This window comes from Chromobacterium sp. Rain0013 (genome assembly GCF_015291765.1).
Lineage (GTDB): Bacteria > Pseudomonadota > Gammaproteobacteria > Burkholderiales > Chromobacteriaceae > Chromobacterium > Chromobacterium haemolyticum.
Map to the genome: position 1 here is coordinate 1,730,156 of NZ_CP031514.1, position 26,061 is coordinate 1,756,216.

General features: G+C 56.2%; 20 protein-coding genes and 1 pseudogene. 11 read left to right on the forward strand and 10 right to left on the reverse strand.

Annotated features, from left to right (window positions below):
- The first annotated feature begins 17 nt into the window (after window positions 1–17).
- The 3 genes from DXT74_RS08125 to DXT74_RS08135 are packed head-to-tail and all read left to right on the forward strand — an operon-like array spanning window position 18 to window position 3,678.
- The gene (locus DXT74_RS08125; protein WP_194427705.1) at window positions 18–1,235 is read left to right on the forward strand and encodes an ABC-three component system protein; all 1,218 of its coding nucleotides are present in this window, start codon (window positions 18–20) and stop codon (window positions 1,233–1,235) included.
- Entirely contained in the window at window positions 1,232–1,720 is a 489-nt protein-coding gene (locus DXT74_RS08130) for a three component ABC system middle component (protein ID WP_137008750.1), read from the forward strand. The genes DXT74_RS08125 and DXT74_RS08130 overlap by 4 nt, the downstream gene beginning before the upstream one ends.
- On the forward strand, window positions 1,717–3,678 hold the full coding sequence (locus DXT74_RS08135; protein WP_194427706.1) for a DUF3732 domain-containing protein: 1,962 nt from the start codon (window positions 1,717–1,719) through the stop codon (window positions 3,676–3,678). The genes DXT74_RS08130 and DXT74_RS08135 overlap by 4 nt, the downstream gene beginning before the upstream one ends.
- A 154-nt stretch (window positions 3,679–3,832) precedes the next feature.
- Here DXT74_RS08135 and DXT74_RS08140 read toward each other — a convergent pair whose 3' ends face one another.
- From DXT74_RS08140 to DXT74_RS22830, 5 genes are read right to left on the reverse strand one after another with little or no spacing between them, the layout of a single operon-like run.
- Window positions 3,833–4,666: a thymidylate synthase gene (locus DXT74_RS08140; RefSeq protein WP_194427707.1), complete on the reverse strand. Its 834-nt coding sequence runs from the start codon at window positions 4,664–4,666 to the stop codon at window positions 3,833–3,835.
- Window positions 4,667–4,705: 39 nt separating this feature from the next.
- Window positions 4,706–5,131 (reverse strand): hypothetical protein, encoded by a 426-nt coding sequence (locus tag DXT74_RS08145; protein ID WP_194427708.1) that lies wholly within the window; start codon window positions 5,129–5,131, stop codon window positions 4,706–4,708.
- Complete coding sequence (locus DXT74_RS08150) at window positions 5,131–7,014, reverse strand: site-specific integrase (protein ID WP_194427709.1); 1,884 nt, start codon at window positions 7,012–7,014, stop codon at window positions 5,131–5,133. Before DXT74_RS08150 ends, DXT74_RS08145 begins: the two co-directional genes overlap by 1 nt.
- A gap of 2 nt (window positions 7,015–7,016) precedes the next feature.
- Window positions 7,017–9,446, reverse strand: coding sequence for a tyrosine-type recombinase/integrase (locus tag DXT74_RS08155; RefSeq protein ID WP_194427710.1), 2,430 nt, complete (start codon window positions 9,444–9,446; stop codon window positions 7,017–7,019).
- Window positions 9,436–10,071 (reverse strand): tyrosine-type recombinase/integrase, encoded by a 636-nt coding sequence (locus DXT74_RS22830; RefSeq protein ID WP_231138298.1) that lies wholly within the window; start codon window positions 10,069–10,071, stop codon window positions 9,436–9,438. Before DXT74_RS22830 ends, DXT74_RS08155 begins: the two co-directional genes overlap by 11 nt.
- An 850-nt stretch (window positions 10,072–10,921) precedes the next feature.
- Between DXT74_RS22830 and DXT74_RS08165 the strand changes: the two are divergent.
- Window positions 10,922–11,098 (forward strand): annotated as a pseudogene (locus DXT74_RS08165) (thymidylate synthase); the annotation flags it as partial.
- Window positions 11,095–11,592, forward strand: a complete 498-nt coding sequence (locus tag DXT74_RS08170; RefSeq protein ID WP_043642241.1) for a dihydrofolate reductase — start codon at window positions 11,095–11,097, stop codon at window positions 11,590–11,592. The pseudogene DXT74_RS08165 and the gene DXT74_RS08170, both read left to right, overlap by 4 nt.
- A 65-nt stretch (window positions 11,593–11,657) precedes the next feature.
- On the opposite strand, the gene icd is transcribed toward DXT74_RS08170, so the two are convergent.
- Complete coding sequence (gene icd, locus DXT74_RS08175; RefSeq protein ID WP_194427712.1) at window positions 11,658–12,902, reverse strand: NADP-dependent isocitrate dehydrogenase; 1,245 nt, start codon at window positions 12,900–12,902, stop codon at window positions 11,658–11,660.
- 181 nt (window positions 12,903–13,083) lie between these two features.
- A complete protein-coding gene (locus tag DXT74_RS08180) occupies window positions 13,084–15,321 on the reverse strand; it encodes an NADP-dependent isocitrate dehydrogenase (RefSeq protein ID WP_081554835.1) in 2,238 nt (745 codons plus the stop codon).
- A gap of 330 nt (window positions 15,322–15,651) precedes the next feature.
- On the opposite strand from DXT74_RS08180, the gene DXT74_RS08185 reads away from it, so the two are divergent.
- Window positions 15,652–16,296 (forward strand): pseudouridine synthase, encoded by a 645-nt coding sequence (locus DXT74_RS08185; RefSeq protein WP_194427713.1) that lies wholly within the window; start codon window positions 15,652–15,654, stop codon window positions 16,294–16,296.
- 39 nt (window positions 16,297–16,335) lie between these two features.
- Window positions 16,336–18,126, forward strand: coding sequence for a bifunctional isocitrate dehydrogenase kinase/phosphatase (gene aceK, locus DXT74_RS08190; protein ID WP_194427714.1), 1,791 nt, complete (start codon window positions 16,336–16,338; stop codon window positions 18,124–18,126).
- A gap of 72 nt (window positions 18,127–18,198) precedes the next feature.
- Here aceK and DXT74_RS08195 read toward each other — a convergent pair whose 3' ends face one another.
- Together DXT74_RS08195 and mutS are read right to left on the reverse strand one after the other, a co-directional pair.
- On the reverse strand, window positions 18,199–18,624 hold the full coding sequence (locus DXT74_RS08195) for a hypothetical protein (protein WP_043642250.1): 426 nt from the start codon (window positions 18,622–18,624) through the stop codon (window positions 18,199–18,201).
- 66 nt (window positions 18,625–18,690) lie between these two features.
- Window positions 18,691–21,237: a DNA mismatch repair protein MutS gene (gene mutS / locus DXT74_RS08200; RefSeq protein ID WP_107731544.1), complete on the reverse strand. Its 2,547-nt coding sequence runs from the start codon at window positions 21,235–21,237 to the stop codon at window positions 18,691–18,693.
- A 312-nt stretch (window positions 21,238–21,549) separates the two neighbouring features.
- Here mutS and DXT74_RS08205 point away from each other — a divergent pair, with 312 nt between their 5' ends.
- The 4 genes from DXT74_RS08205 to ugpQ all read left to right on the forward strand — a co-directional run bounded on the left by DXT74_RS08205 (window position 21,550) and on the right by ugpQ (window position 25,368).
- Window positions 21,550–22,116, forward strand: a complete 567-nt coding sequence (locus DXT74_RS08205) for a GbsR/MarR family transcriptional regulator (RefSeq protein ID WP_043590797.1) — start codon at window positions 21,550–21,552, stop codon at window positions 22,114–22,116.
- Between the two features lie 2 nt (window positions 22,117–22,118).
- The gene (locus DXT74_RS08210; protein WP_107731545.1) at window positions 22,119–23,459 is read left to right on the forward strand and encodes a cytochrome ubiquinol oxidase subunit I; all 1,341 of its coding nucleotides are present in this window, start codon (window positions 22,119–22,121) and stop codon (window positions 23,457–23,459) included.
- Complete coding sequence (locus tag DXT74_RS08215; RefSeq protein ID WP_043642257.1) at window positions 23,456–24,469, forward strand: cytochrome d ubiquinol oxidase subunit II; 1,014 nt, start codon at window positions 23,456–23,458, stop codon at window positions 24,467–24,469. Before DXT74_RS08210 ends, DXT74_RS08215 begins: the two co-directional genes overlap by 4 nt.
- Before the next feature lie 140 nt (window positions 24,470–24,609).
- Entirely contained in the window at window positions 24,610–25,368 is a 759-nt protein-coding gene (ugpQ, locus tag DXT74_RS08220; RefSeq protein ID WP_194427715.1) for a glycerophosphodiester phosphodiesterase, read from the forward strand.
- Here ugpQ and DXT74_RS08225 read toward each other — a convergent pair.
- Window positions 25,355–26,059 (reverse strand): ABC transporter substrate-binding protein, encoded by a 705-nt coding sequence (locus tag DXT74_RS08225; protein WP_081554839.1) that lies wholly within the window; start codon window positions 26,057–26,059, stop codon window positions 25,355–25,357. The genes ugpQ and DXT74_RS08225 overlap by 14 nt on opposite strands.
- Between the last annotated feature and the right edge of the window lie 2 nt (window positions 26,060–26,061).

Below are 26,061 nucleotides of genomic sequence, written 5' to 3' on the forward strand. Positions count from 1 at the left end.
TTGCAAGGTGGATATTCATGTCAACGAGTTCGGGCGACCTATTCTCGGCAGGCGAGCAAGGCCTTGGCTACATTTATCAGCCTCGATTGGCGCTCCTTCAGCTCCTGCAGTTGCCGGAAGATACATCGGTCCTGATTGAAAAAGACGATGACCTAGATTTCATCGACAATAACGGGGCCAAAAGCCTTGGCTCCCTTAAGCACAAGGCAGAGGGAGAACGGGTCACCGACCTTTCAACCGACTTCTGGAAGTCGGTTCGAATTTGGTTATCACGCTACAACCGTGATGGCCGTCGTGAGGCAAGCCTCCGCTTCTTCCTATTCACAACTGCCTCCGTTTCTGAGGCCTCATTTTTGCGCCGCCTAGTGAATGGAGCAATAGCTCATGAGGAAGACAAAACACTCTCTGAGCTGGTTCGTGACGCTTTAGCCAAAACCAAGTCGGAGCTCATTCAGTCGATTGGTGCTGAGTTCACAAAGCTAGATGAAAAAGAGCAAGAGGACTTTCTTTCTCGCATCGTAATTTTTGATGACAGTCCGCGAATTCAGAACCTACCCCCTCTGATAAAGGACCTTATGCGCAGCATAAGGCGCGAACATCGCGATGCGGTCTTCGAACGCCTTGAAGGATGGTGGAACGAATCCATCATCAACCTACTGGTTGGCAAGCGCACAGAGGCGATGACTGGATTCGAAGTATCAGACAAGCTGGCTGCCTTCGCCGAGGAGTACCAAGCGGATAATCTTCCCATCAATTTCAGACGCTCAGAGCCTGCCGGTGGAGTGAGCGTTGATAGTGACTCGCGCCTTTTTGTTCGACAGCTTCGAGAGATTGGTATCACATCAGACCGCCTCCGCAATGCAATTCTCGATTACTACCGTGCTTTTGAACAACGGTCTTTATGGGCTCGCGAAAACCTATTGGTCTCTGGCGAGCTTGAGGATTACGAGGAACGACTGGTTGATGAATGGTCACGCTACCGCGACGTTGTCTTTGAGGAACTCGATGAGAGTAGCGCCGAAGACGTCTTGGTGAAAGCAGGTCGGGCCTTGTACCGATGGGCGGACCTGGAGAGCGGCAATATCGCAGCACTACGCATCCGAGAAAGGGTGGCAGAACCATATGTCGTACGTGGAGGATTCCACATACTCGCCAACTTCGGCCCGCCACCAAAGGTCTATTGGCACCCTCGTTTTCTTGAGCGTCTGGAACATGCTTTGGGAGCCAAGAAATGAAGGCTTGGAACCAGCGACCATTTGAAGTTCGCAATCTGTTCAATCCAGCATTCTGCGGCTTGATTCTCTTCAAAGCGTTACGTGGTTATGAAGAACTAGACGATGAAGGTATGCCTTTCTCACTTGCGTTGTTGGTGCTCCCTCTGTGCTTGCATAAGGAGTCGCGTGAAACGCTCGAAAAGGGCAACCGCGGCTACCTCCTTCGAGTTATCGAAAAGAACCCAAAACTTCTGATTAACTTTGCGTCACGAGCCGCCGACCTACTTCCCTTTACTCATGAAGCATTTGGCATGCTCATGGAACGCGGCTGCATCTTGGTGACACCTGATGGGCGCCTGCGAACTGTTCCTAACCTCGTACGTAAGTCCGACACCGGCACGGCAGAGTCTGTCTCTTGCCAACGGGTCGCACGCTTCGTTGGAAAGGAGTTTGCTCGTATCGATGACCGTGTCACGGTGTATACCACCTTCGGAGTTCGTCCATGAAAATCAAGTCAATCCACATTTACAGCAAGGACGGCCAACGCCGGGACGTCACATTTTTTACCGAAGGTTTGAATGTCATCACGGGCCGCTCATCGACAGGCAAATCGGCCATCTCGGACATCCTCGAATACTGCATGGGGCGCTCTACATTTAATGTTCCAGAGGGCGTTATCCGAGATAAGGTAGCTTGGTTCGCCGTTGTCTTCCAGTTCCCCCAAGAACAGGTCCTTGTCGCAAAGCCCACACCCCCGAATGGAGGAGAGAGCTGCAGCATGGCGATGTATCGCCGTGGGGTGGATATTGCCATTCCTCAGCTTGAGGATTTAGCAGCTAGCTCTGATGACGAGGCCGTCGAATCCCTGCTGTCTCGGCTTCTCGGTATTCCAGAAAATCTAACCGATGTTCCACAGAACAACTCGCGTACCAGTTATGACGCGAATATCAAGCATACCCACTTCTATCTCTTCCAGAAGCAAACGCTGGTTGCAAACAAGGACCAGCTCTTCTACCGCCAGAATGAGAGTTTTTTGGCACAAAGCATCCGAGACACCCTGCCCATTCTGCTGGGTGTTTCATCCAGCGAGAGGTACGAATTAGAAATTAAGCTGCGGGCTGCCCAGCGTGAGTTGAAGCTGTCCTCGAAACGCTTAGAGCAAGCTCAGGAGACCATTGACGTAGCACAGCAGCAGGCCATCGGCCTTTACTCGGAAGCCATGGCGGTAGGGGTTCTTTCTAGCCAACGCGAACAGGAAGGTCCAAGCGAAATCATCGAAGCGCTGCGCTCCGCATTGACTTGGACGCCAACTTCGATTCCGGACAACGATAGTGGCCGTATTGGCCGCTTGGAGAAAGAAATCCAAGACCTCCGCAAGGAGCGTCGTGAGGTTCAGTCGAGAATAGACGCTGCACGCCAGTTTGCACGAAAGGCGGGAGGCTTTGAGAGTGAGGCCAGCGAACAGAGGGACCGCCTTGCATCAATCAAGGCATTTCCCAAAAATCCCTCCACCGGAGAGTGGCAGTGGCCATTTTGCGAGCAGAACCTAGCGATGAATTCTCCCCTTGCAGAGGTTCTCCTGAAGGAGCTTAAGTCGCTCGACGAAGAGCTAGAGGTTGTCGTAGGGGAGCGTCCTAAACTTGATGCTTATCTAGTCGACCTTGAGAAGAAAGTTGCCGAAACTACCAATGGTATCAAGAACAAAGATGTGGAATTGTCTGCTGCCATCGCTGCGAACGAACTACTGTCCCAAATGGGCTCGAGGAATAACGCAGCTGCACGTGTCGTTGGACGAATTAGCTTGTTTTTGGAGAATCTTGTCTCTGACTCCGAGCTCAAGGCGCGCGAAATCGAGCACCAGCGGCTCAAAGCTAAGGTTGATGCACTTGAAGAGAAAATTGATGCTGACAACAGCCGAGAGCGCTTAACCTCCATTCTGAGTAGCATATCGGCCCAAGTCGCTCGCTTCATCGCCGGCTTTGAAGCAGAGTTCAAAGGTGTGCCCGCTCGGCTAGACCTCGTACGCTTGACTGTCGTATTCGACCGACCGGAGAGGGCCGTACCGATGGGGCGAACGGGAGGCGGTGAAAATCACTTGGCCTATCACTTGTCAGCGTTGCTAGCTCTGCATTGGTTTGCGGCGAAGAACAACCGGCCAATTCCCCGTTTTCTTATCATCGACCAGCCAACTCAGGTCTATTTCCCTTCGGAAAAGGTCTATAAGGCAGTCGATGGCTCGGTTGAAAAAACCGAGGAGGATGCTGACTTGACCGCAGTCCGACGGCTATTCGCTTTCCTGCTTAACTTCACTAAGGAAGAGGTTCCTGGTTTCCAGATTATTGTGACTGAGCACGCCAATCTGCGAGACCCATGGTTCCAGGATGCGCTAGTTGAAGAACCATGGAGTAAGCCTCCTTCTCTAGTGCCGGAGGATTGGCCGAATCTGAGCGAAGTCAAGGGCTAACGATATAATCGCTAGATGACTCGGATACTTGCCGCTACACCTTCAGTGAGCGCGACTTCGGCTCCGTATTAGCATCTACGCGTAATATCTTTTGGCATCAGCAAACGGAGCGTAAGCATATGATGGCCCCAGGGGAGGGGCCAATCTTACAATGCTAAACGGAAATTGGCGCCGCGATAGAGGGGTGTGGGTCGTAACCGACAATCTCGAAGTCTTCAAATCGATAGTCGTAAATCGATTCTGGCTTACGCTTAATGACCAACTTCGGTAAGTCGCGGACATCTCTGCCTAACTGGCTCTGAATCTGCGTCATGTGATTAGCATAGGCGTGCAGGTCTCCAATACTGACAACGATTTCGTGTGGTACCAAGTCGCATTGCTGTGCAAGCATCTGTGTTAACAGTGCTAGTGATGCAATATTATAGGGGAGCCCCAGAAAGCTATCTGAACTGCGAATATAAAGCTGCGACGACAGCCGACCATTTGCGACATAGAATTGATAAAGGAGATGGCAAGGCGGCAGTGCCATTTTTCCGCTTCGCGCATTCTCCTGTGGTGTCAGAGACTCGTCTGGCAGGTACTCTGGGTTCCAGCCATGGAACAGGATTCGTCGGCTATTGGGGTTATGCTTTAGCGTGTCAACGACGTAATCGATTTGATTGATGGTGCGGCCATCCTTGGTCGGCCAGGCCGTCCATTGTTTGCCGTACACCGGGCCTAACTCGCCTTCTTCCGTAGCCCACTCATTCCAAATTTTTACCCCATTTTCATTGAGCCATTTAATGTTTGTATTTCCACTAAGAAACCAAATGAGCTCATTAGCAATGCTCTTGAAATGAAGTTTCTTAGTGGTTAATAGTGGAAATCCTTTTGATAAATCATGACGAATCTGGCGGCCAAATACGGATGTTGTTCCAGTTCCCGTTCTGTCGCCTTTCTCGACGCCGTTTTCAAGTATATCAGTGAGGAGTTCGAGGTATTGTTTCATTTTTTAATCCTGAGTCTAAGTATTGGCGAAAGAAAGGTGCTATCTTTTTTGATGTTTTAGGAATTTAATTTCGGCATCTTTCTTTTCAATTATTTGCTGCAGAGAGAGAACTTCTTCGTATAATAGTGCATTTTGCTCAAGAGTACACTTCACGCGTTTTCTTAGCGTATCAAGTATAGAGGTTTCGTCAAGGCTATCAGTCCCTGCATCTGATTCTTTTTTATCTGCTATGGCACTTTTATGCTTCTGTTTGATTGCCTTCAATCGCTCGAGAGCCCACGGTCTGTTTCGAATCGTATTTCTAGATAGACCAGTAAGATTGCATATGGATGATACAGTTGGCTTTAATTTATTTATAGATTTTGTGGCCTCTAGCTTGGTGAGAGCTGCGATGATTAGGGCATCATTTTTCTCAGCCGCAGCCTCAATATAAATTACTAGCTCAGCAGGGCGCTTATCCGCCATTAGTGCTCCCTTATCTCCAGTTTGTTGATATGAGATTCTAGCTTTTCTGCTAGCTCTAGCCAGATTACCTTATATTCCTTATTGTTCTCCTCTTTGGCCTCCACTATTGCATGTTGCCGACGTGCTATCAACGCGTTTGCGCCACGTTCAGTGATAACATGACTATGGCAAGTAGGGTCGCACTGATAGTCTCCATAGCAAGGAGGAGGGGAGTCTTCCGTTGCAGTAAGGAAATTCTTTGTGCAGTTGCCGATGCTGGTTGGCATCAGCTTGACGCCGCGGCGAGCCATTGCCTTGATGTACTGCTTTCGGTCTTCTCCAAACAGTCCGAGGCCGGAAAAGAATGTATCGATTCGAATTTTATGGGCTGCGCCCCCACCCCCAGCAAAATTGGCATTTTCCCCATAAACATCCATTAGCGCACTTTCATTTGCTTCTGCCGTACGGTTGACCACGCTTTGTATTAGCTGACTTCGATATTGACCGTAGCCTGCTGTTACTTCATTTGGCATGCTATTAAACTGACTGTGGAAGTGCTTAAGTTGCATGCTGATGAAAGGTATTCCAACATTCTGCTTGGCTAGCTGGAAAACAAGGGTTTCTCTGCACTGGTGTATAGAAAAACTCCAATTTGTGAATAATTTGTTTGTATCAATTCTATTTATCCACCTGGAAAGTTTTATATTGAGAGTCCCGCCTTTGTAGCCAATATTACCTTTTTTGAAGCCAGGGAATGGGGTTGAGAATAAATAGCTGTTCTCTGTTTGTTTGCAAAAATACATTAAAACATCATAGGCATCTCTGGTTAGGGCGATTGCCAGCCAACCCTCGCTAACTGGTGTGTCTTTTGGACGTTTTTTGACTACCTTGGATTTGAGAAACCAATAACCGTATCCAGAGGTAAGACAGTCTTGCTGTAGGAAAAGCGTTTCTGACGAGCGCATTCCCGTAAAAAGAAGCGTCAGCATGATGGCTGACGTATGAGCATCACGGATAAAGTCAGTAATCTCTGATGCGGTTATACCAAATTTTTCTTCAGGATTCCAACTATCTTCCTCCTCTACTCTATCCGTGTAGTAGGCCTCCACTGCTAAACGGTAAGTAGCATATTGAGCTTCGTCCTCTAGCGGTACCGCACGACAATCGCTGTCGTAAACCTCCAGCCCAAGGGTTCTCTTAAAACGTGCTATGGCACATTTGCAGTAATCCAGAAGAAATAAAAACTGTGCATCCAATAGGGGGGGGATGCCCTTTGCACTTTTTGGAGTAGTCCAGGCTATCGAAGCTTTCGTAATGTCAAGCAGTCCCCACTGCAGCGGAGCCGATAGGTTCTTCTGCACCATCGGGTCGGAGACCAATTTCAGGGCTCGTTTAAGGTGAGAGCTTCGGCCAGGGTATATAGGAATAACTTGCTTAAGTAAAGAAAAAGGAATCTGCTCCAAGCCGAGTATATTTAAGCCAAACCTACGGCGGCCTTCTATAATGACTAATGAAAAAAATCTCGCCAGCTCATTAATTCGCCCTTTGACAGTTTTTGGGTCGAGATGTGATTTCGTGCTTCTGGAATGTTTAATAAGTTTTGGAAAATATCCGTGGATGACGGCTGCAATTTTTAAGTCTGCAACGATTTCTTGGGTAAGGCAATATTTGTACTTGCGTCTTGAGCTCTGGCTGATAGAGTTCCACTTGGCTTTGTCATCGACTATATAGGCATGCCATACGATACTTGATGCCACATGTCCTGAGAAAAGTGGAGACGAAGGCTCGACGAGCGGCCAAATATCATCACCAAAGAAGCCATGCCAAACTGGCATGTCATTACGAAATATGGCCTGACCAGCCATAACATCAGTGATTAATGGCAGCACTCTAGTTTGTTGCAAGGTCACACTCCTTGATAAATTAGTTGGTCTACCAACAAATCATCCAAGGTTGCGGCGATACGCCGAGCTGTCTCTATCACCAGAGCCGGGAATATCACATCAACTGCCAGTATGCCATCTATTAGCTTGAGAACGTCCTGATAAAGACTCCTCCGTGCCTTAATGGCATATGAGTCTTCCTCTAGTGCAGCCGAAACCCGGTTTCGATATACAATGAGCTTGGGAAGTGAATGCTCTGTAATGACCGCGCTATCGCATCGAAGGCACATGTTCCAATATTTGCACACGCTTCCTTCTTTGAATTTTGTAATACTTCGGATGGTTTCGCTTGGGTTGTAAGGATTTGTGCAACCACATCCTGATAGGGTTTCGTGAAACTCAAGTTTTCTACTTTCGTTGCACATCCCGGTGGCGCTATCCAGTACTTGTCTGTGTTTTTGGAATTCGATAGAGCGATGGGCTATTTGTTCCAGAGCTTCAGACATGGTTTTGTTGAAGACCGGCCTAAGCTGTTGTTCATCCAAGTACGTCGCAGTGGTCTGGATGTTTTCGTGCCCCAACGCAGCCTGAACTTGGAATAGCTCTGCTCCTGCTAAGACCATATTAGTCGCCATTGTTGGGCGGCATCGAGCAATATTGAAATTAAATTTCTCCCCAAATAAATCATATAATCCCTCTTCCCGACAAAATCTCTTGTACCAGGATGAGGCTTTGCCACGAGGGTCAAGGCCAACAATGACTCTTTGCTTATTTTTTCTGGATAATTCCACATCCTCAAAAATGAAAAGGCGATGAGATAAATCAGTCGGCGCTTCCGCTCTTATCTTCGAAGTGAGAGCTAATATTAATAGGACAAGTCGGTGCACTTTCATTGCCACAGGCTCATCAAGGTATAGTTCTTCCAATTCAAGTAGAGGAAGATGTAGCTCTCTATCCTCTGAGCGTGTTGTACTACCAGCACGTCTCTTTCTGAAATTGATAACTGGTTGCCCAGTGAGACGATGCTCAGGCTGATACGAGTCTATCTCAAGGGTTTTGAGTGATTCGACATTGAGGCCTGTTAACATACCCATTTCAACCGCTAATGGCATGATTAAGCGGTCGTCAATAGAAGGCCATACACCCCACCGGCTGAACAATTTTAGAAGCCGCTTCTCCGTGCAAAAATTGAAGCCGCTCCTATTGCGCTGATTAAGGTCATCGCGCATTGCAGCCGCATCGCAGCCGTAAATATTTTCAAAACACCAAAGTATGGCTCTCTCATCAGAACGAGGGACATTGATAGGTTCAATGCCGACTGCTTGTTCTGGCGTGTAGCCATGCCGTAATCTATTGGCCACGATGCCATGGTCTAGCCCATAGGCCGTCGCTGCCGTTGTAATACTTTTGTACTCAACGCCTTCTACAGTTAATTTTTTACCATTAGCTTCTCTGCTATCCACTTCTAATGCTTCATACAGAGTCCATCCCAGGAAAAGTCTGTTTTTTACTATGGAGTAATTAAGCCCGTAATGTTGAGATGCTTCCTTTACGGTATTGAATTTCTGACCAGTAATGACTATAGGCGTACCTATTTTTTCTCGGTTCTGTGAGTTTTTTTCTGGCGGAGGTGTTAGGCCAACAATTTGCTCAGGTGTCCAGCCCCGCTTAATGCGATAATGAATAATGCTGGTGGTCACCCCAAATGCTTGAGCTACCGCCACCGCCGATTGATAAATCGTGCCATTTAACACCCAATTAATTGAAGATTTCGCGGGGCTCATGTCTAGCCCAACTGCTTGTCGAGCAGTCCATCCTTGACGAATTCGCTTATTAATCAATGCTGGGCTAATGGAGAATTCTTCTGCAGCCTCGGAGACTGTATAAATTTTTCCATCAATATTTAGTGGAAGGAGGTTGATTCGGCGGCGATAAGGGATACCTTGCCCTGTGGGGGTGTACCCTAGAAGTACATTATTTGCCAAGTCAATCCACTTGGCTACGGCTGCATTGATAATTTCTTGCTCTCTACGGGTATATGCAGCACGCACTTTTGTTTCAGGGACTCCTTTGAAAATAGGGGCATGATAAACAATCGAATCTATCACGCGAAGTGCGTATGCCATATCCATTGCTTGACGCACTGACTTGTAGAGGCTGTACCTGGTCTTGCTCGCTAACTCCTGCTTAGATAGCCATTTATTGAAACGTATTAATGCATCAGCTTCCCAGTATCGTGCCAAGTAGACGCGCCGATTTATCGCTAAATCCTCATAATAAGCATTAGTTTCATCTAAATATTCAATGTATTTATTTCGTGCGTATCTGAAACTTGATGCACGGGGCTCATTATGCTCTGCTTCTATCTGAAAAAATATCCATCGGACTTGGGCGTGAGGGTCCGAAAGCGTTGGCGCAGGAGGCGTCCTGAGCCGAACAATTTTATTCTTCACGGTGCCCTCTTTTTTCTTTGTGCTGCAACGGACCAAGATAAGTATGCGACCTAATATATTCAGCCTCATCAAGTCGATTTATTTCTTTGCCTTTTTTTGTAAGGTTTTCTAGAAGAGCTGGCGATATTTGAGTGTATATTTCTGTTGTCTTTAGATGAGAATGCCCTAGCATTTGTTGAAGCATCAGCATCCTATCTTGGTAGCTCTTTCCCATATCTGAGCCAAGCACTGAAAAAGCTGTACCATGCCTGAGCCAATGTGTTTTCAAGGTATTCGGCAAGGAGGCTCGCCGCACGGAAGCCTTGAATTGCTTGGAGGCATTTCTTGCGCTCCATTTAAGCTGATTGGCAGTCAAGAAAGCGGGTTTGTTTGGGTCGTTGATATCCCAGTCAGGTGCTAGCTTATATTCCCGGCTACTGTGGTAGCGCTTGATTCGCTTGAGTACTGCTCGCGAGATAAGAGTAATTCGTTCCTTTTTTTGACCGCCTCGCCCTTTGACGCCATTAACACAGATTGGGATAAATTCGAACGTTGGGTCGTAAAGCTGGTCATCAGGTATATCTGATGCTTTGAGGTCAACGAGCTCGCTTATTCGTAGCCCCATATCATATTGAGCATGAAACATGCATCTCTCGCACTCATTATGCATGCCATTCAGAACTCCAATCACAGTATCTGCAGAAATGCTTTTCGGGCTACGTGCATTGGGTGTTGCAACTATATATCGTAGTGTTCCGTCACGTCCCCACGGTGATTCTTCTGTTCTGCGAACCCGACCACCTTCATGTGTCGTCAACCATTCAAGGAACTGCCGTAGACAAGCTTCCCGAGAGTGAAGTGTTTTGTTGCTTGCTCCTGTACTCGCCATGTCGCTGAGCCAGCAGACAACATCTTGTCGGTTCAGAAGTTGGATGTTTTCATCGATACTCAGGTCAGGAAAGGGCGGGGCCCGTTCAATCCAGCGACAGAGATAAGAGAGAGTGCGCCCGTATTGCTCAACCGTATTTATGCTAAAAGTAAGGCCGGCTTGTCGCCTTAACTGACTTAGCCACTTGTGTGCGGTTCGGACGAGAAGGCCGTCGCTATCCACAATGCTAAAAATAGGGAACCCGCTACCTGCCAACGATAAGCCCAGGCGCGCACCACTCGAAAGTACAGTCATTGGCTCAACGCTTGATGTAGGCTGCACTCGGATAAGTGTTGCTGCAGAGGTGTGCTGGGCTTTTGTTGACACGGTCCTAATTTACCTCATGTGATGATGAGTTGGCCGTATGGTATGGTTCCTCTTAAGAGAGCGTCAAGACGAGCTGTCACTCATGGCTCCAAAACGATATTCCTACCCCATGATTTGATGTAGAACATTGATGAGGTGGTTTATTTTGTTGGTTACGCTTAAGATGGCGGGTCTTGTAGTGGGCTCCCAGTCAGTGAGGATTCTAAAGCCTATGTTGACCGTTTTTTTTTGGTTCCATAAACACCTGTACAGCAACCATCTGGAGCAGGCCGAGCTGCAACTGTCCCGCGAGCCGCGCGCCTTGCCGACGCTCAAACTCAATCCGCAGGTCAAGGATATCTTCGGCTTCAAGTTCGAGGATTTCGAACTGGAAGGCTACGATCCGCATCCGCATATCAAAGCGGCGGTGGCGGTATGACGGCGGCGGGAAGGCCGCGCTTGACCCTGGTGGCGGCGATGGCGGCCAAGCGGGTGATAGGCATAGACAACCGCTTGCCTTGGCATTTGCCGGAGGATCTCAAGCATTTCAAGGCGGTGACGCTGGGCAAGCCGGTGATCATGGGCCGCAAGACCTGGGATTCGATCGGCCGGCCCTTGCCGGGCCGCCGCAACATCGTGGTGACGCGCCAAGCGGATTGGAGCGCCGACGGCGCGGAGGCCGCGCATTCGCTGGAGCAGGCGCTGGCTTTGGCCGGCGCGGTGGAAGAGGTGTGTTTGATCGGCGGCGCCGAGCTGTACCGCCAGGCGATCTCCAGCGCGGACTGTCTGCGGCTGACCGAGATCGCAGGAGAGTATCCGGGCGACGCCCATTTCCCCGAGGTGTCCGCCGAACTCTGGCGCGAGGACAGCCGCGAGGCGCACGTCAGCGCCGATGGCCTGGCTTACGCCTTCGTCGATTACCTGCGGCGTTGAGGCCGGCCGGGTCTCCAATTCAAAAAGCCCGCGGCAACGCGGGCTTTTTGTGTCGCCGCGATTTTTTACATTCGCGCGATCATCGCGTCGCCAAAAGCGGAGCAGCTGACTTCGACGGCCCCGTCCATCAGGCGGGCGAAGTCGTAAGTCACCTGCTTGTCGGCGATGGCGGCTTCCATCGCCTTGATCACCAGATCGGCGGCCTCCTTCCAACCGAGGTGGCGCAGCATCATTTCTGCGGACAGGATCAGCGAGCCGGGATTGACTTTGTCCTGGCCCGCGTATTTGGGCGCTGTGCCGTGGGTGGCTTCAAACACCGCGTATTGATCCGAAATGTTGGCGCCGGGCGCGATGCCGATGCCGCCCACCTGCGCGGCTAGCGCGTCGGAGATGTAGTCGCCGTTCAGGTTCAGCGTGGCCACCACGTCGTATTCCGCCGGGCGCAGCAGGATTTGCTGCAGGAAGGCGTCGGCGATGGCGTCCTTGACCATGATGTCGCGGCCAGTCTTCGGGTTTTTGAACGCGCACCACGGGCCGCCATCGACAGGCGTCGCGCCGAACTCGTCTTTCGCCAGAGCGTAGGCCCAGTCGCGGAAGCCGCCCTCGGTATACTTCATGATGTTGCCCTTGTGCACGATGGTCACGCTCTTGCGGTCGTTGTCTATCGCGTAACGGATGGCTGCGCGCACCAGGCGTTCGGTGCCGTCTTTGGACACCGGCTTGATGCCGATGCCCGAGGATTCTGGAAAGCGAATCTTCTTCACGCCCATTTCGTCTTGAAGGAAGGCGATTACTTTCTTGGCGGCGTCGCTGCCCGCTTGCCATTCGATGCCGGCATAGATGTCTTCGGTATTCTCTCGGAAGATCACCATATCGGTCAGTTCCGGCTGTTTCAGTGGCGAGGGCACGCCCTTGAAGTAACGAACAGGCCGCACGCACTGGTACAGGTCCAGCTCCTGGCGCAGCGCCACGTTGAGCGAACGGATGCCGCCGCCCACCGGGGTGGTCATCGGGCCCTTGATGGACACCGAATACGTTTTCAATGCGTCGAAGGTTTCTTTCGGCAGCCATTCATCCGGGCCATAGAGCCGGGTGGATTTTTCGCCGGCGTACACTTCCATCCAATGAATCTTTTTCTTGCCGCTATAGGCTTTGGTCACCGCGGCGTCTATCACCTTGATCATTACCGGGGTGATGTCCACGCCTATGCCGTCGCCTTCGATGAAAGGAATGATCGGATGGTCGGGCGCCGGCTGGCCGGGGATGATCTTCTCGCCGTTAGCCGGAACCTTGATATGGGTGACGCTCATACTTTCTCTCCTGAGTGTGGGGTGCGCAACGGCACGCCGCTGGGCAGGCTCGTATTTTGATTATCTATGAAAAATCATGAAAAGCTTGCCGCCTGCGTCGCTGACACGGCGCAAAAAAACGCCAAGACCTATGTCTTGGCGTTTTGTCGGACGGGAAGTTCCCGGGGGGACTGGGAAGGGCTTAGCCGAGCACGGCGGCCAGCGCGGCATTGAAGCTGGCGCTTGGGCGCATCACGGCGCCGCACTTGGCCGCGTCGGGATGGTAATAGCCGCCGATGTCGGCCGCTTTGCCCTGCACGGCTTTCAACTCGTCCAGGATTTTCTGCTCGTTGCTAGCCAGGTTTTGGGCGAGCGGGGCGAAGCGGGCCTGCAGCTCTTTGTCCTCGGACTGTTCCGCCAGTGCCTGGGCCCAGTACAGGGTCAGGTAGAACTGGCTGCCGCGGTTGTCCAGCTCGCCGGTGCGGCGCGACGGGGATTTGTTCTCGTCCAGCAGTTTGCCGGTGGCGAGGTCCAGCGTCTTGGCCAAGATCTTGGCTTTGCCGTTGCCTGTCTTGATGCCCAGTTCTTCCAAGGACACCGCCAGCGCCAGGAACTCGCCCAGGCTGTCCCAACGCAGATGGTTTTCTTCCAGCAGCTGTTGCACGTGCTTGGGCGCGGAACCGCCTGCGCCGGTCTCGTACATGCCGCCGCCGGCCATCAGGGGCACGATGGACAGCATTTTGGCCGAGGTGCCCAGTTCCATGATGGGGAACAGGTCGGTCAGGTAGTCGCGCAGGATGTTGCCGGTCACCGAGATGGTGTCTAGGCCGCGCGCCACGCGCTCCAGGGTGTAACGCATTGCGCGAACCTGGGACATGATGTGGATTTCCAGGCCGCTGGTGTCGTGATCCTTCAGGTAGGCGTGGACCTTCTTGATCAGTTCGTTCTCGTGCGGGCGGTACGGGTCCAGCCAGAACACCGCCGGCATGCCGGAGTTGCGAGCGCGGGTGACGGCCAGCTTGACCCAGTCGCGGATAGGCGCGTCCTTCACCTGGCACATGCGCCAGATATCGCCTTGCTCGACGTTCTGCGACAGCAGCACTTCGCCGGTGGCGAGGTCGACGATGTTGGCGACGCCATCTTCCTGGATTTCAAAAGTCTTGTCGTGGGAGCCGTACTCTTCGGCCTTCTGCGCCATCAGGCCGACGTTGGGCACGGTGCCCATGGTTTTGGGATCAAAATTGCCGTGCCATTTGCAGAAGTTGATCATCTCCTGATAAATGCGGGCGAAGGTGGACTCTGGCATGACGGCCTTGGCGTCGTAAGGTTTGCCGTCGGCCCCCCACATCTTGCCGCCAGCACGTATCATCGCCGGCATCGAGGCATCCACGATCACGTCGTTGGGCGAGTGGAAGTTGGTGATGCCCTTGGCCGAATCCACCATGGCCAGGCGCGGGCGGTGCTCCTGGCAGGCGTGCAGGTCGCGGATGATTTCTTCACGCTTGGAAGCCGGCAGGGTTTCGATTTTCTCGTACAGGGTGGCCATGCCGTTGTTGACGTTGACGCCCAGTTCTTCGAACAGCTTGCCGTGTTTTTCGAAGGCTTCCTTGTAGTAGATCTTGACGCAGTGGCCGAACACGATGGGGTGGGACACCTTCATCATGGTGGCTTTGACGTGCAGGGAGAACAGGATGCCGGATTCGCGGCAGTCTTCCATTTCACGCTCGTAGAAGTCGCACAGCGCCTTCTTGCTCATGAACATGGAGTCGATGATCTCTCCGGCCTGCAGCGCGACTTTGGGTTTGAGCACGATGGTCTGGCCGCTCTTGGTGGTCAGTTCCATCTTCACGTCGCGCGCCTTGTCCAGCGTCATCGACTTCTCGCCGTGGTAGAAGTCGCCGTGGTGCATATGGGAGACGTGGGTTTGCGACCACTGCTTCCATTCGCCCATCGAGTGCGGATGCTTCTTGGCGTAGTTTTTCACCGCCAGCGGCGCGCGACGATCGGAATTGCCTTCGCGCAGCACGGGGTTCACCGCGGAACCGAGGCATTTGGCGTAGCGGTCCTTAATGGCTTTGTCGGCGTCGGAGGCCGGGTTTTCCGGATAGTCCGGCAGCGGGTAGCCCTTGGCCTGCAATTCTTTGACGCAGGCGATCAATTGGGCCACCGAGGCGCTGATATTGGGCAGCTTGATGATGTTGGTGTCGGGGTGCTGGGTCAGTTTGCCCAGTTCGGCCAGCGTGTTCGGCACTTTCTGTTCGTCGGCCAGATAGTCGGGGAATTCGGCCAGGACGCGCGCGGCCAGCGAAATGTCGGCAGTGGCGACTTCAATGCCGGCGGAGCCGGCGAAGGCTTGCACGACCGGCAGGAAGGCGCTGGTGGCCAGCGCCGGCGCTTCGTCGGTCAGGGTGTAGATGATTTTGGGCTGTTCCGAAGGCATTACTCTATCTCCTTTTATCTTGTGACGACAGAACGGTTGCGCAGGGCGCTGCCGGCGCATGGAAAGACCTTGGAAAGGCGGATGGCGGTTCAGGCGACGCGGCCTGAACACGGTCCGGAGACTCTCGGGTAATTTTCAAAAGCGAATTATACCTCTCCGCGCGCGCTTGGCTCGCTGCGCATTTGAACTTTTATGCTTGATAACTGCGCGGCAGGGGTTCGAATGCGAATTATAGGCCGCGCCTGGAGCGTCTTCGCCGGCAAACTTGCGGCGCGCGGCGGCAGGCTCTTGTATCATTCGCCTCATTCTTTTCTCGCCGCTCTTCATGCCATGTCCCGACTCATCCTGCTCAACAAGCCCTACGGCGTCATCTGCCAGTTTTCAGAGCATCCCAAGCATCCGACGCTCAAGTCCTGCGTGCCGTTGCCGGGCGTGTACCCGGCGGGCAGGCTGGACACCGACAGCGAAGGTCTGCTGCTTTTGACGGGCGACGGCGAATTGCAACACCGCATCGCCAATCCGCGCTGGAAGCTGCCCAAGACCTATTGGGTGCAGGTGGAGGGACAGATCCGCGACGAACAACTGGAGCAACTGCGCCGCGGCGTCGACCTGGGCGATTTCACCACCCAGCCGGCACAGGCGCGGCGCATCGACGCGCCCGCGCTGTGGGAACGCACGCCGCCGGTGCGTTTTCGCAAGACGGTGCCGGACGGCTGGCTGGAGATCGTCATCAGCGAGGGCAAGAACCGCCAGGTGCGGCGCATGACCGCCAAAGTGGGGCTGCCGACGTTGCGCCTGGTGCGGGCGGCAATAGGATCGTGGACGCTGGACGGCCTGCAGCCGGGGGAGATGCGCGAGCTGGAGGTGGATCTTGCGGATTTGCCGAGGGTGTCGCATGCTCAGCGCATCGCCAAGCCCGGCGCGCGGCCGCGCGGCGTCGGCGGGGCCCGGCGCGGAGGCCCGCGCAAGCCCTGAGCGAGGGCGCGGCCGTTGGCGTCTCCAGAGGGCGAGCGCATGCAGATTCCCGAGTACTACAACCCGGTGGCGCGCGATATCGCACAGGCGCTGGTGGACGGTTTCGACAAGCATTACCGCCTGTTCCGCGAGTGCAATCGCGGCGCCAAGGATTTGTTCGAGTCCAGGGACTGGCAAGGGGTGCAAAAGGCGGTTCGCGACCGTATCCAGTTCTACGACGAACGGGTGGCGGAAACGGTGGCGAGGCTGCATGGCGAATTCCACGCCGATCTGCTGGACGACGAGATCTGGCAGCAGGCCAAGCTTTACTTCATCGGCCTGTTGGCCAATCACAAGCAACCGGAGTGCGCGGAAACCTTCTTCAATTCCGTGTTCACCCGCATCTTGCACCGCGATTACTTCAACAACGATTTCATCTTCATCCGGCCGGCGATCTCCACTGAGTACATCGAGTCAGACCCGCCGTCCTACCGCAGCTATTACCCCGCGCGCGAGGGCCTGCGGCGGGCATTGCGTCGCATCGTCGAGGACTTTGGCTGGCGGCGGCCGTTCACCTGGCTGCGGCGGGACATCGCCCTGCTGTTGCGCCAGGCGGAGTCCTTTCTGGAGGGGGGCTGGCCGCAGCCGGAGGCCAATTGTCAGATACAGGTGTTGTCGTCGCCGTTCTACCGCAATAAGACCGCTTATGTGTTCGGCAAGGTAATCAACGGCGGCGCGCATTACCCATTCGCAGTCCCGGTATTGCACGACGCACTGGGCGGGCTGTACCTGGATACCTTGCTGCTGGAGCCCTGGCGCATCGGCGTGCTGTTCTCCTTCAGCCGCGCTTACTTCCTGGTGGATATGGAGGTGCCGTCCGCTTATGTGCAGTTCCTTCGAGGGATGCTGCCGGGCAAGACCAAGGCCGAGCTCTACACCATGCTGGGGCTGCAGAAACAGGGCAAGAACACCTTCTACCGCGACTTCATCCAGCACCTGAAACATTCCAACGACAGTTTCGTCATCGCGCCCGGCATCCGCGGCCTGGTGATGCTGGTATTCACTCTGCCGTCCTATCCCTATGTGTTCAAGCTGATCAAGGACGTGTTCGGCGGCCCCAAGGAAGTGGACCGGGCCACGGTGAAGGCAAAGTACCAGCTGGTGAAGCGCCATGACCGGGTGGGACGGCTGGCGGATACGCTGGAATTTTCCAATGTGGCGTTTCCCAAGGCGCGCTTCACCGAAGAATTGCTGCGGGAGTTGCGCGAGCAAGCGCCGTCGGTGATGGAGGAGGGCGCTGAGCAGGTGGTGATCAAGCACTTGTACATCGAGCGGCGGCTGAAGCCGTTGAATCTCTACCTGATGAATTGCGAACCGGCGGAGAAGGCGCGGGCGGTGCGCGATTACGGCCTGGCGATCAAGGAGCTGGCGGCGGCGAATATTTTCCCCGGCGACATGTTGTTCAAGAACTTTGGCGTGACGCGTTACGGGCGGGTAATTTTCTACGACTACGACGAGATCGAATACCTGAGCGACTGCCATTTCCGGCGGATTCCGGAGGCGCCTAACCCGGAAATGGAGATGTCCGGCGAGGTTTGGTACCCGGTGGCGCGCAATGATGTGTTTCCCGAGGAGTTCGGCGTTTTTCTATTGGGCGACCCCGAGGTCAGGCAGGTTTTTCTGCGCCATCACCGGGATTTGCTGAGTCCCGAGTTTTGGCAGCTGCGCCAGCGCCGCATCCGCGCCGGCCACATCGAAGATTTTTACCCTTATCCGGAGGAGATGCGTTTCATCAATGCTTATCCGCGGTTTTACCGGCGGGAGCGGGCGGCCTGGCCGAGGGAGGATTAGGGCAAGAAAAACGGGGAAGCGAAAGCTTCCCCGTTTTGGGTGTTGAACGCGGCCAACTTGGTTGTGCCGACGTTAAGCGCGATGGCTGTCCTCGAAGTAGGCGATGGGCCCGGCGCTGGTTAAACCGATGTGGAAAGTTGAGCTTTCCGGGAAGGTTTCGCCTATGCTTTCCGCGGCGCGCACGATCTCGTACAGCACTTCCACTTCCTTGAATTTTCGGGTGATGTTGTCATTGCCCTGCAACCAGGCCCGGATTTCCTCGGCATGCGGGTGGTTGTTTTCCAAGTCCAACTGGCAGGCCGGCGTGCTGATCAGACTGATCGCAGGTGGCATGCTGATGTCCAGTTGTTTCAATTGTTGGCTCGCCAGTTCGGCGAAGCTGGACAATTCGAGGTTGGCCCGCTCGCGGATGGAGGAAAGGGCAATGCTTCCATCGTCCGTGACCTGACTGAACAGTGTGACCAGGCCCGGGGCGGTGGCAGTGTTTTCAAGCGACATTGTTGTTGCTCCTGTCTCGGATGTTACCTTCTAGTAATATAGGAAACGTCCCCGGGTCTGGCCTGGTCATTTGGCCAGTTTCTTTAATTCGTAGAGCAGGGCCTGGGCTTCCCGTGGCGAGAGATCGTCTAGATCGACCTCCAGAAGGCGTTCGACTGCCGGATTCGCTTCAGGTTCCACAGTTGTCGTCGCGGGTAAACTGATAAATAGGTCTGGCTGCACGCGGCTGGCGGAGTGGTTCTCCAATTCAGTCAGATAGCGACGCGCCTCGCGGATCACTTTGCCGGGCACGCCGGCCAGCTGAGCCACCGCCAAGCCATAGCTCTGGCTGGCCGGGCCTTCCTCCACATGGTGCAGAAACACGATGCGGTCCTTGTGCTCCACGGCGGACAGGTGGACGTTGGCGACGCTGGGGTACTCGCTTTCCAGGCTGGTCAGCTCGAAATAATGGGTGGCGAACAGCGTATAGGCGCGGCTTTTCTCTATCAGCGCCTTGGCGATGGCCCAGGCCAGCGCCAGGCCGTCGAAAGTGGAGGTGCCGCGGCCCACTTCATCCATCAGCACCAACGAGTGTTCGGAGGCGTTGTTGAGGATGTTGGCGGTTTCGGTCATCTCCACCATGAAGGTGGAGCGGCCGCCGGCCAGGTCGTCGGAGGCGCCGATGCGGGTGAAGATACGGTCTATCGGTCCAATCACCGCGCGTTGGGCCGGTACGAAGCTGCCGACGTGCGCCATCAGCGTAATCAGCGCGTTCTGGCGCATATAGGTGGATTTACCGCCCATGTTCGGGCCCGTGATCAGCAGCAGTTTGCGGGTGTCGGACAGCCGGGTGTCGTTGGCGATGAAGCGTTCCACCTCCGCCTCCACCACAGGGTGGCGGCCTTCGATGATTTCCAGCCGCGGCTCGGCCACGAACTCCGGCTCCACGTAGTTGTTGACGCTGGCGCGCTCGGCGAAGGCGGACAGCACGTCTAGTCCGGCCACCGCTTGCGCTATCAGCTTCAGGTCGGGTATGTGCGGCGCCAGTTGATCCAGCAGGTCTTCGTACAGTTGCTTTTCCAGCGCCAGCGCGCGGTCTTGCGCGGACAGCGCCTTGTCTTCGAATTCCTTCAGTTCAGGCGTGATGTAGCGCTCGGCGTTCTTCAGCGTCTGGCGGCGGCGGTAGTCGTCCGGCACCTTGTCGCCTTGGGCCTTGGTGACTTCGATGTAGAAGCCGTGCACGCGGTTGAACTCCACTTTCAGGGTGGGGATGCCGGTGCGTTCTTTTTCGCGGGCTTCCAGCGCCAGCAGAAAGGCGCCGCAGTCGGTCTGGATCGCGCGCAATTCGTCCAGCGTGGCGTTGAGGCCGTGATTGATCACGCCGCCGTCGCGAAGGAAGGTGGAGGGCTCGGGCAGGATGGCCTGGCTGAGCATGGTTTCCACTGGGGAATCGTCCGGCAGCAGGCGTGCCAGTTCGCCCAGCAGTTCTGCGTCGAGATTGGCGGCCAGCCGTTTGACGCCGGTCAACGCCTTCAGCGAATCGCGCAGCGCGGCCAGGTCGCGCGGGCGGGCGCTGCGCAGGGCGATGCGGGCGGTGATGCGTTCGATGTCAGCCACTTCGCGCAGCTGGGCGTGGGCGTCGTCGTAGGCCGGCAGCAAGGCGCGCACCGCTTCCAGCCGGCGCGACAGCTTGCCGTGACTGCGGATGGGGTGATGCAGCCAATGGCGCAGCAGACGGCTGCCCATGCTGGTGGCGCAGCCGTCCAGCAGCGAGGCCAGCGTCGGAGACGGTTCGCCGCGTATGGTTTCGGTCAGTTCCAGGTTGCGGCGGGTGGCGCCGTCCATGCGGATCAACTCGCCGGCGTCCTCCACCGCCAGATTGGCGATATGAGCCGGGTTGACGCTCTGAGTGGTCTTGACGTATTCCAGCAGCGCGCCGGCGGCGCCCACCGCCACTGGCAGGGTGTCGGCGCCGAAGCCGGCCAAGTCGCGGGTGCCGAAGTGCCGGGTCAGCGTCATCTGCGCCGACTCGATGTCGAACTGCCACGGCGGCAGCTTTTTCTTGGGCGTGGCCACGGTTTCGAACACATTGAGGCCAGTGTCGTCCGGGATCACCAGTTCGGCGGGTTTCAAGCGCTCCAGCTCGCTGTGGAGCTCGTCCACCCGGGTCTGCAATACTTTGAACTCGCCGCTGGCGAGCGATAGCCAGGCCAGGCCCAGCACGCCCTTGACCATGTTCACCGCCATCACCAGGTTGTCGCGCTTGTCGTCCAGCAAAGCGGCGTCGGTCAGGGTGCCGGGGGTGACGATGCGCACCACCTTGCGTTCCACCGGCCCTTTGGACAGGGCCGGGTCGCCAATCTGCTCGGCGATGGCGACGGATTCGCCCATTTTGACCAGGCGCGCCAGATAGCCTTCGGCGGCGTGATAGGGCACGCCGGCCATCTTGATCGGGTTGCCGCCGCTGGCGCCGCGGGTGGTCAGGGTGATGTCAAGCAAGCGCGCCGCCTTCTCCGCGTCCTCATAGAACAGTTCGTAGAAGTCCCCCATGCGGTAGAAAACCAGCTTGTCGGCGTGTTCGCGTTTGATGGCTAGGTATTGCTGCATCATCGGGGTGTGCTGTGGCGTGCTCATTGGCTGTGGGCTCTTATGAATGGACAACAGGATGCCGTGGCCTTTGCCCGCGGATCAAGGGCGCGCGGGCGCCAGAGCATCCCTGATTAATGTTTCGACCCCGCGCGCGGCGGGGCTTTTGGAGAGTCGGCGCTATTTTAGCGCAGCCCGACTGCGGCGTCAGCCGTGCAGGCACAGACTGCAAAGATGCGAGATGCATGGTTTGGGGTTCTGTCAAGCGTGCGGCTCAATGATGGTTGTGATTGACTTGGTTTCGTTGCGAATTTATGATTTATATCAAAGTTTCAGAAATTCCTGAAAATTGAGAACGTCATGAATTTATCGCCACTCGTCCAGTCTTTCGTGCTGCATTTCGGTGAAATGGGCAGCCGCTGGGGCATCAATCGCACCGTCGGGCAGATCTACGCGCTGCTCTATGTATCGGAGAAGCCGCTGAACGCGGATGAAATCGCAGAGAGCCTGAGCTTTTCACGCTCCAACGTCAGCATGGGTCTCAAGGAGCTGGAGTCCTGGCGGCTGGTCAGGCTGCAGCATTTCCCCGGAGATCGCCGCGAATATTTCTCCACGCCCGACGATGTCTGGGCCATTTTCAAAACCCTGGCCGAGGAGCGCAAAAAGCGCGAGGTGGAGCCTACGCTGACCATGTTGCGCGGCGCGATCATGGAGACGCCGGCCAGCGACGCTGAACGCCATGCCCAAGCGCGGATGAAGGAGATGCACCAGTTGATCGAACTGGTGACCACCTGGTTCTCCGATATCCAGCACATGGACGTGGAGACCTTGCAGCGCCTGATGAAACTGGGTTCGCAGGTGCAGAAAATCCTGCAGTTCACCCACTCGCTTTCGAAACTGACCAGTCGCGACGGCGACAGGGAGTAGCTATGGACTTTGACCCGCTGGTATTGGCGCGCATTCAGTTCGGCGCCAATATTTCCTTTCACATCTTGTTCCCCACCATCAATATCGCGATGGGCTGGGTGCTGCTGTTCTTCAAGCTGCGTTACCTGAAAACCGGTCAGCAAGGCTGGATGGACGCCTATGGCTTCTGGGTGAAGATCTTCGCCTTGTCCTTCGCCCTGGGCGTGGTCAGCGGCGTGACCATGAGCTTCCAGTTCGGCACCAACTGGCCTGGCTATATGCAGACGGTGGGCAATATCGCCGGCCCGCTGCTGGCGTATGAAATCCTGACCGCTTTCTTCCTGGAGGCCACCTTCCTGGGCGTGATGCTGTTCGGCCGTTCGCGGGTGTCCGAGCGAGTGCATACCTGGGCCACCTTCCTGGTCGCCTTCGGCAATACGGTGTCGGCGTTCTGGATTCTGGCCTTGAATTCCTGGATGCAGACCCCGACCGGTTTCAAGATGGTGGACGGCAAGGCGGTGGTGACCAGTTGGCTGGAGGTGATTTTTAATCCCTCTTTGCCCTACCGGCTGACCCATATGCTGATCGCCTCCGGCTTGACCACAGCCTTTCTGGTGGCGGGTCTGTCCGCTTATCGCCGGCTGAAGGGCGACCGCAGCGACGGCGCGAAGATGGCGCTGAAAACCGGCGTGGTGACCGCGGCCTTGCTGATTCCGTTGCAGATTTTCGTGGGCGACATGCACGGCCTCAACACCTTCAAGCATCAACCCGCCAAGCTGGCGGCGATTGAAGGTATCTGGCATACCGAGAAGGGCGCGCCGCTGTTGCTGTTCGCTCTGCCCAATGCGGAAACCCGTCAGAACGATATGGCGGTGGGCATTCCCAAGCTGGCCAGCCTGATCATCACTCATGATCCCAACGGCGAGATCCGCGGTCTTAATGAGTTCGCTCAGCATCCGCCTGTGGGCAAGGTGTTCTGGAGCTTCCGCGTGATGGCCGGCGTGGGCGCGCTGATGCTGCTGGTGTCTTGGCTGGCCTGTTGGCAACTGCGTCGCCGCGGCCAGTTGGCGCCGCTGATGCTGCGGGCGCTGGTGGGCATGACCTTCGCCGGTTGGGTCGCGACCCTGGCAGGCTGGTACGTGACCGAGATCGGCCGTCAGCCGTGGCTGGTGGAGGGCGTGCTGACCACCGCGCAGGCGGCGGGTCCGGCGACCGGCGGTATGGTGGCGTCTACGCTGGCGATGTATCTGGGTTTGTACCTGGTGTTGCTGACCGCCTATGTGTCGGTCTTGTTCTACATGGCGGGCAAGGCGGCCGGCCAGTCCGGCGGCGAGGCCGCGCATCTTGAGGAGAAACTGGCATGAGTGGCGCTGTGTATTGGTTGCCGGTGGTGTTCGCCGGCCTGATGGCCCTGGCCATGCTGATTTACGTGGTGCTGGATGGCTACGATCTGGGCGTGGGCTTGTTGTTGCCCTTCGCCAAGGACGACGAGAAGGACATGATGATCGCGTCGATCGGCCCGTTCTGGGACGCCAACGAAACCTGGCTGGTGCTGGGCGTGGGCCTGTTGCTAGTGGGCTTTCCGCTGGCGCACGGCATCATTCTGGGCGAGCTCTATCTGCCGGTGGCACTGATGCTGGCTGGCTTGATCGTGCGCGGCGTGGCCTTCGACTTCCGCGTCAAGGCGCGTGAGCCGCATAAGCCGTGGTGGAATGTCGCTTTCGCCTGTGGCTCGCTGTTGGCGGCGCTGACTCAGGGCGTGATGCTGGGACGCTATCTGACCGGCTTCGCCGAGGGTTGGCTGGCCTGGGGCTTTGCCTTGTTGGCCGGCATCGGCTTGGCGGCGGCTTACACTTTGCTGGGCGCCGGTTGGCTGATCATGAAGACCAGCGGCGCTTTGCAAGCCAAGGCGGTGGCTTGGGCGCGGCGCAGCCTGGCCGGCGCCGGTCTGTCTGTGTTGCTGGTGTCGGCGGCCACGCCGCTGGCCAGCAGCCATATCGCCGCAAAGTGGTTCGCCCTGCCGGAGTTCTTGCTGCTGCTGCCCTTGCCCTTGGGCTGCATTGTGTTGTTCGCCACGCTGTGGGTGATCCTGCCGCGCTTGGCGGCGCGTCAGGCCGCCGGCAATGATAATTGGTGCTGGGCGCCGTTCGCCTGCACCGTCGGCATCGTGCTGCTGTCGTTCTGGGGCCTGACTTATAGCGTGTTCCCCGAGGTGGTGATTGGCCGGCTGAATATCTGGCAGGCGGCCAGCGACACCGCGGCCTTGTGGGTGATCTTCTGGGGCGCGGCGGTGGTGCTGCCGGTGATTCTGCTGTACACCGCCTTTGTCTACCGGGTGTTCCACGGCAAGGCCAATGCGTTGACTTACCAATAAGCCGGTATCTGGCACCGCGTTTGACCAAGCCGTCTTTGCTCTGCGAAGGCGGCTTTTGCCATACTGGGAGCGCGTCATCCGTCTGCAATCCTCGCCGGCGATAATGATGCGTTTTGTTCGAGGTCTGCAAGGAAGCGCCCATGTCTTACTCCACGCCCGGCCGGCAATGGCCTTATCCCCGCTTCATCGCTCATCGCGGCGGCGGCGTTCTGGCGCCGGAAAATACTTTGGCCGGCTTTCGCGAAGGCTTGCGCTACGGCTACCGAGGCGCCGAATGCGATGTGAAGCTGTCGGCCGACAATGTCTGTTTTCTGCTGCATGACGACACGGTGGAGCGCACCAGCAACGGCCGCGGCGCGGCGGCGGCGCTGAGCATGGCGCAATTGGCGCGGCTGGATGCCGGCGGCTGGAAGGGCGCGGCTTTTGCCGGCGAGCCCATGCCGACGCTGGACACGGTCGCCGCCTGCTGCCTTGCGCACGGCATTGCCTTGAACATCGAGATCAAGCCCTGCCCGGGACGGGAGGCGGAAACCGGCGCTGCGGTGGCGACGGAAGCCGCCCGGCTGTGGGCCGGCGCCGCGTTGCAGCCCTTGCTGTCGTCTTTTTCCGCCGAGGCGCTGCGCGCTGCGCGGGAAGCCGCGCCGGCTCTGCCGCGCGCCTGGCTGGTGGAGCGAGTGCCGGCGGACTGGCTGTCGCGCTTGCGCGATCTGGACTGCGTGGCCTTGCATTGCGACTATCAGAGCTTGGACGCGGCCTTGGCGACCAGCGTCAAGCAAGCGGGCTTTCAATTGCTGTGCTACACGGTGAATCAGCCGGCCGATGCCGAACGTTTGCTGGCCTGGGGCGTGGATAGCGTCTGCACCGACCGTTTGGATTTGCTGCGGCCTATTTCAGATTGAAAGCCTTGATGCTGCCGTCCGCCTTCATCGCCAGGATGGCTTGGTTCAGCCGCTGCATGGCGTCGTCGCTCAACTGCGGATGACAGGCGAAATAGATATCCGTTTCATTCACCACCAGGGCGACACGCGGCGTCGCCATTTTCATTTTGTCGGCCAGGCCCTGTATGCCCACGTCCAGCGTGGCCAGCAAGTCGATGCGGCCCAATTGCAGCTTGCGCAGGCTGCTTGCCGCGTCGGCGCTCTCGTCCAGTGTCCAGCCCTGCTGTTTTAGCCGGCTGGCCACGGCGGTGCCGCGTACGGCGCCGATATGGAGTTGCCTGGCCTGCTCCACGCCGCCGAAGTCGCGGGTTTCGTCATGGCGCGCCAGCAGCACCAGCCGCAGGCGGATGACAGGCTCGCTCCAGCGGAACAGCGTTTCCCGTTCCGGAAAGCGAGCGGCGGTCAAGCAGGCGTCCGGGGTTTGCTGGACCAGCAGCACGGCGCGGGCGGTGGGGTAGGGCGTAAACTTGAACGGCAGGCCGGCGCGCAGGGACAGCGCGCGCATCAAGTCGATGGCGGCGCCGGAGACGTGTTGCTGATCGGCGGAGACTTCGATGATGGGAGGCTGAGGGCTGACCAGAATGGTCAGCCCGGCCGCCGCGGCGGGCGCCGAAGCCAACGCCGCGATCAGCTTTATCAGCGGGCGCGGCATTG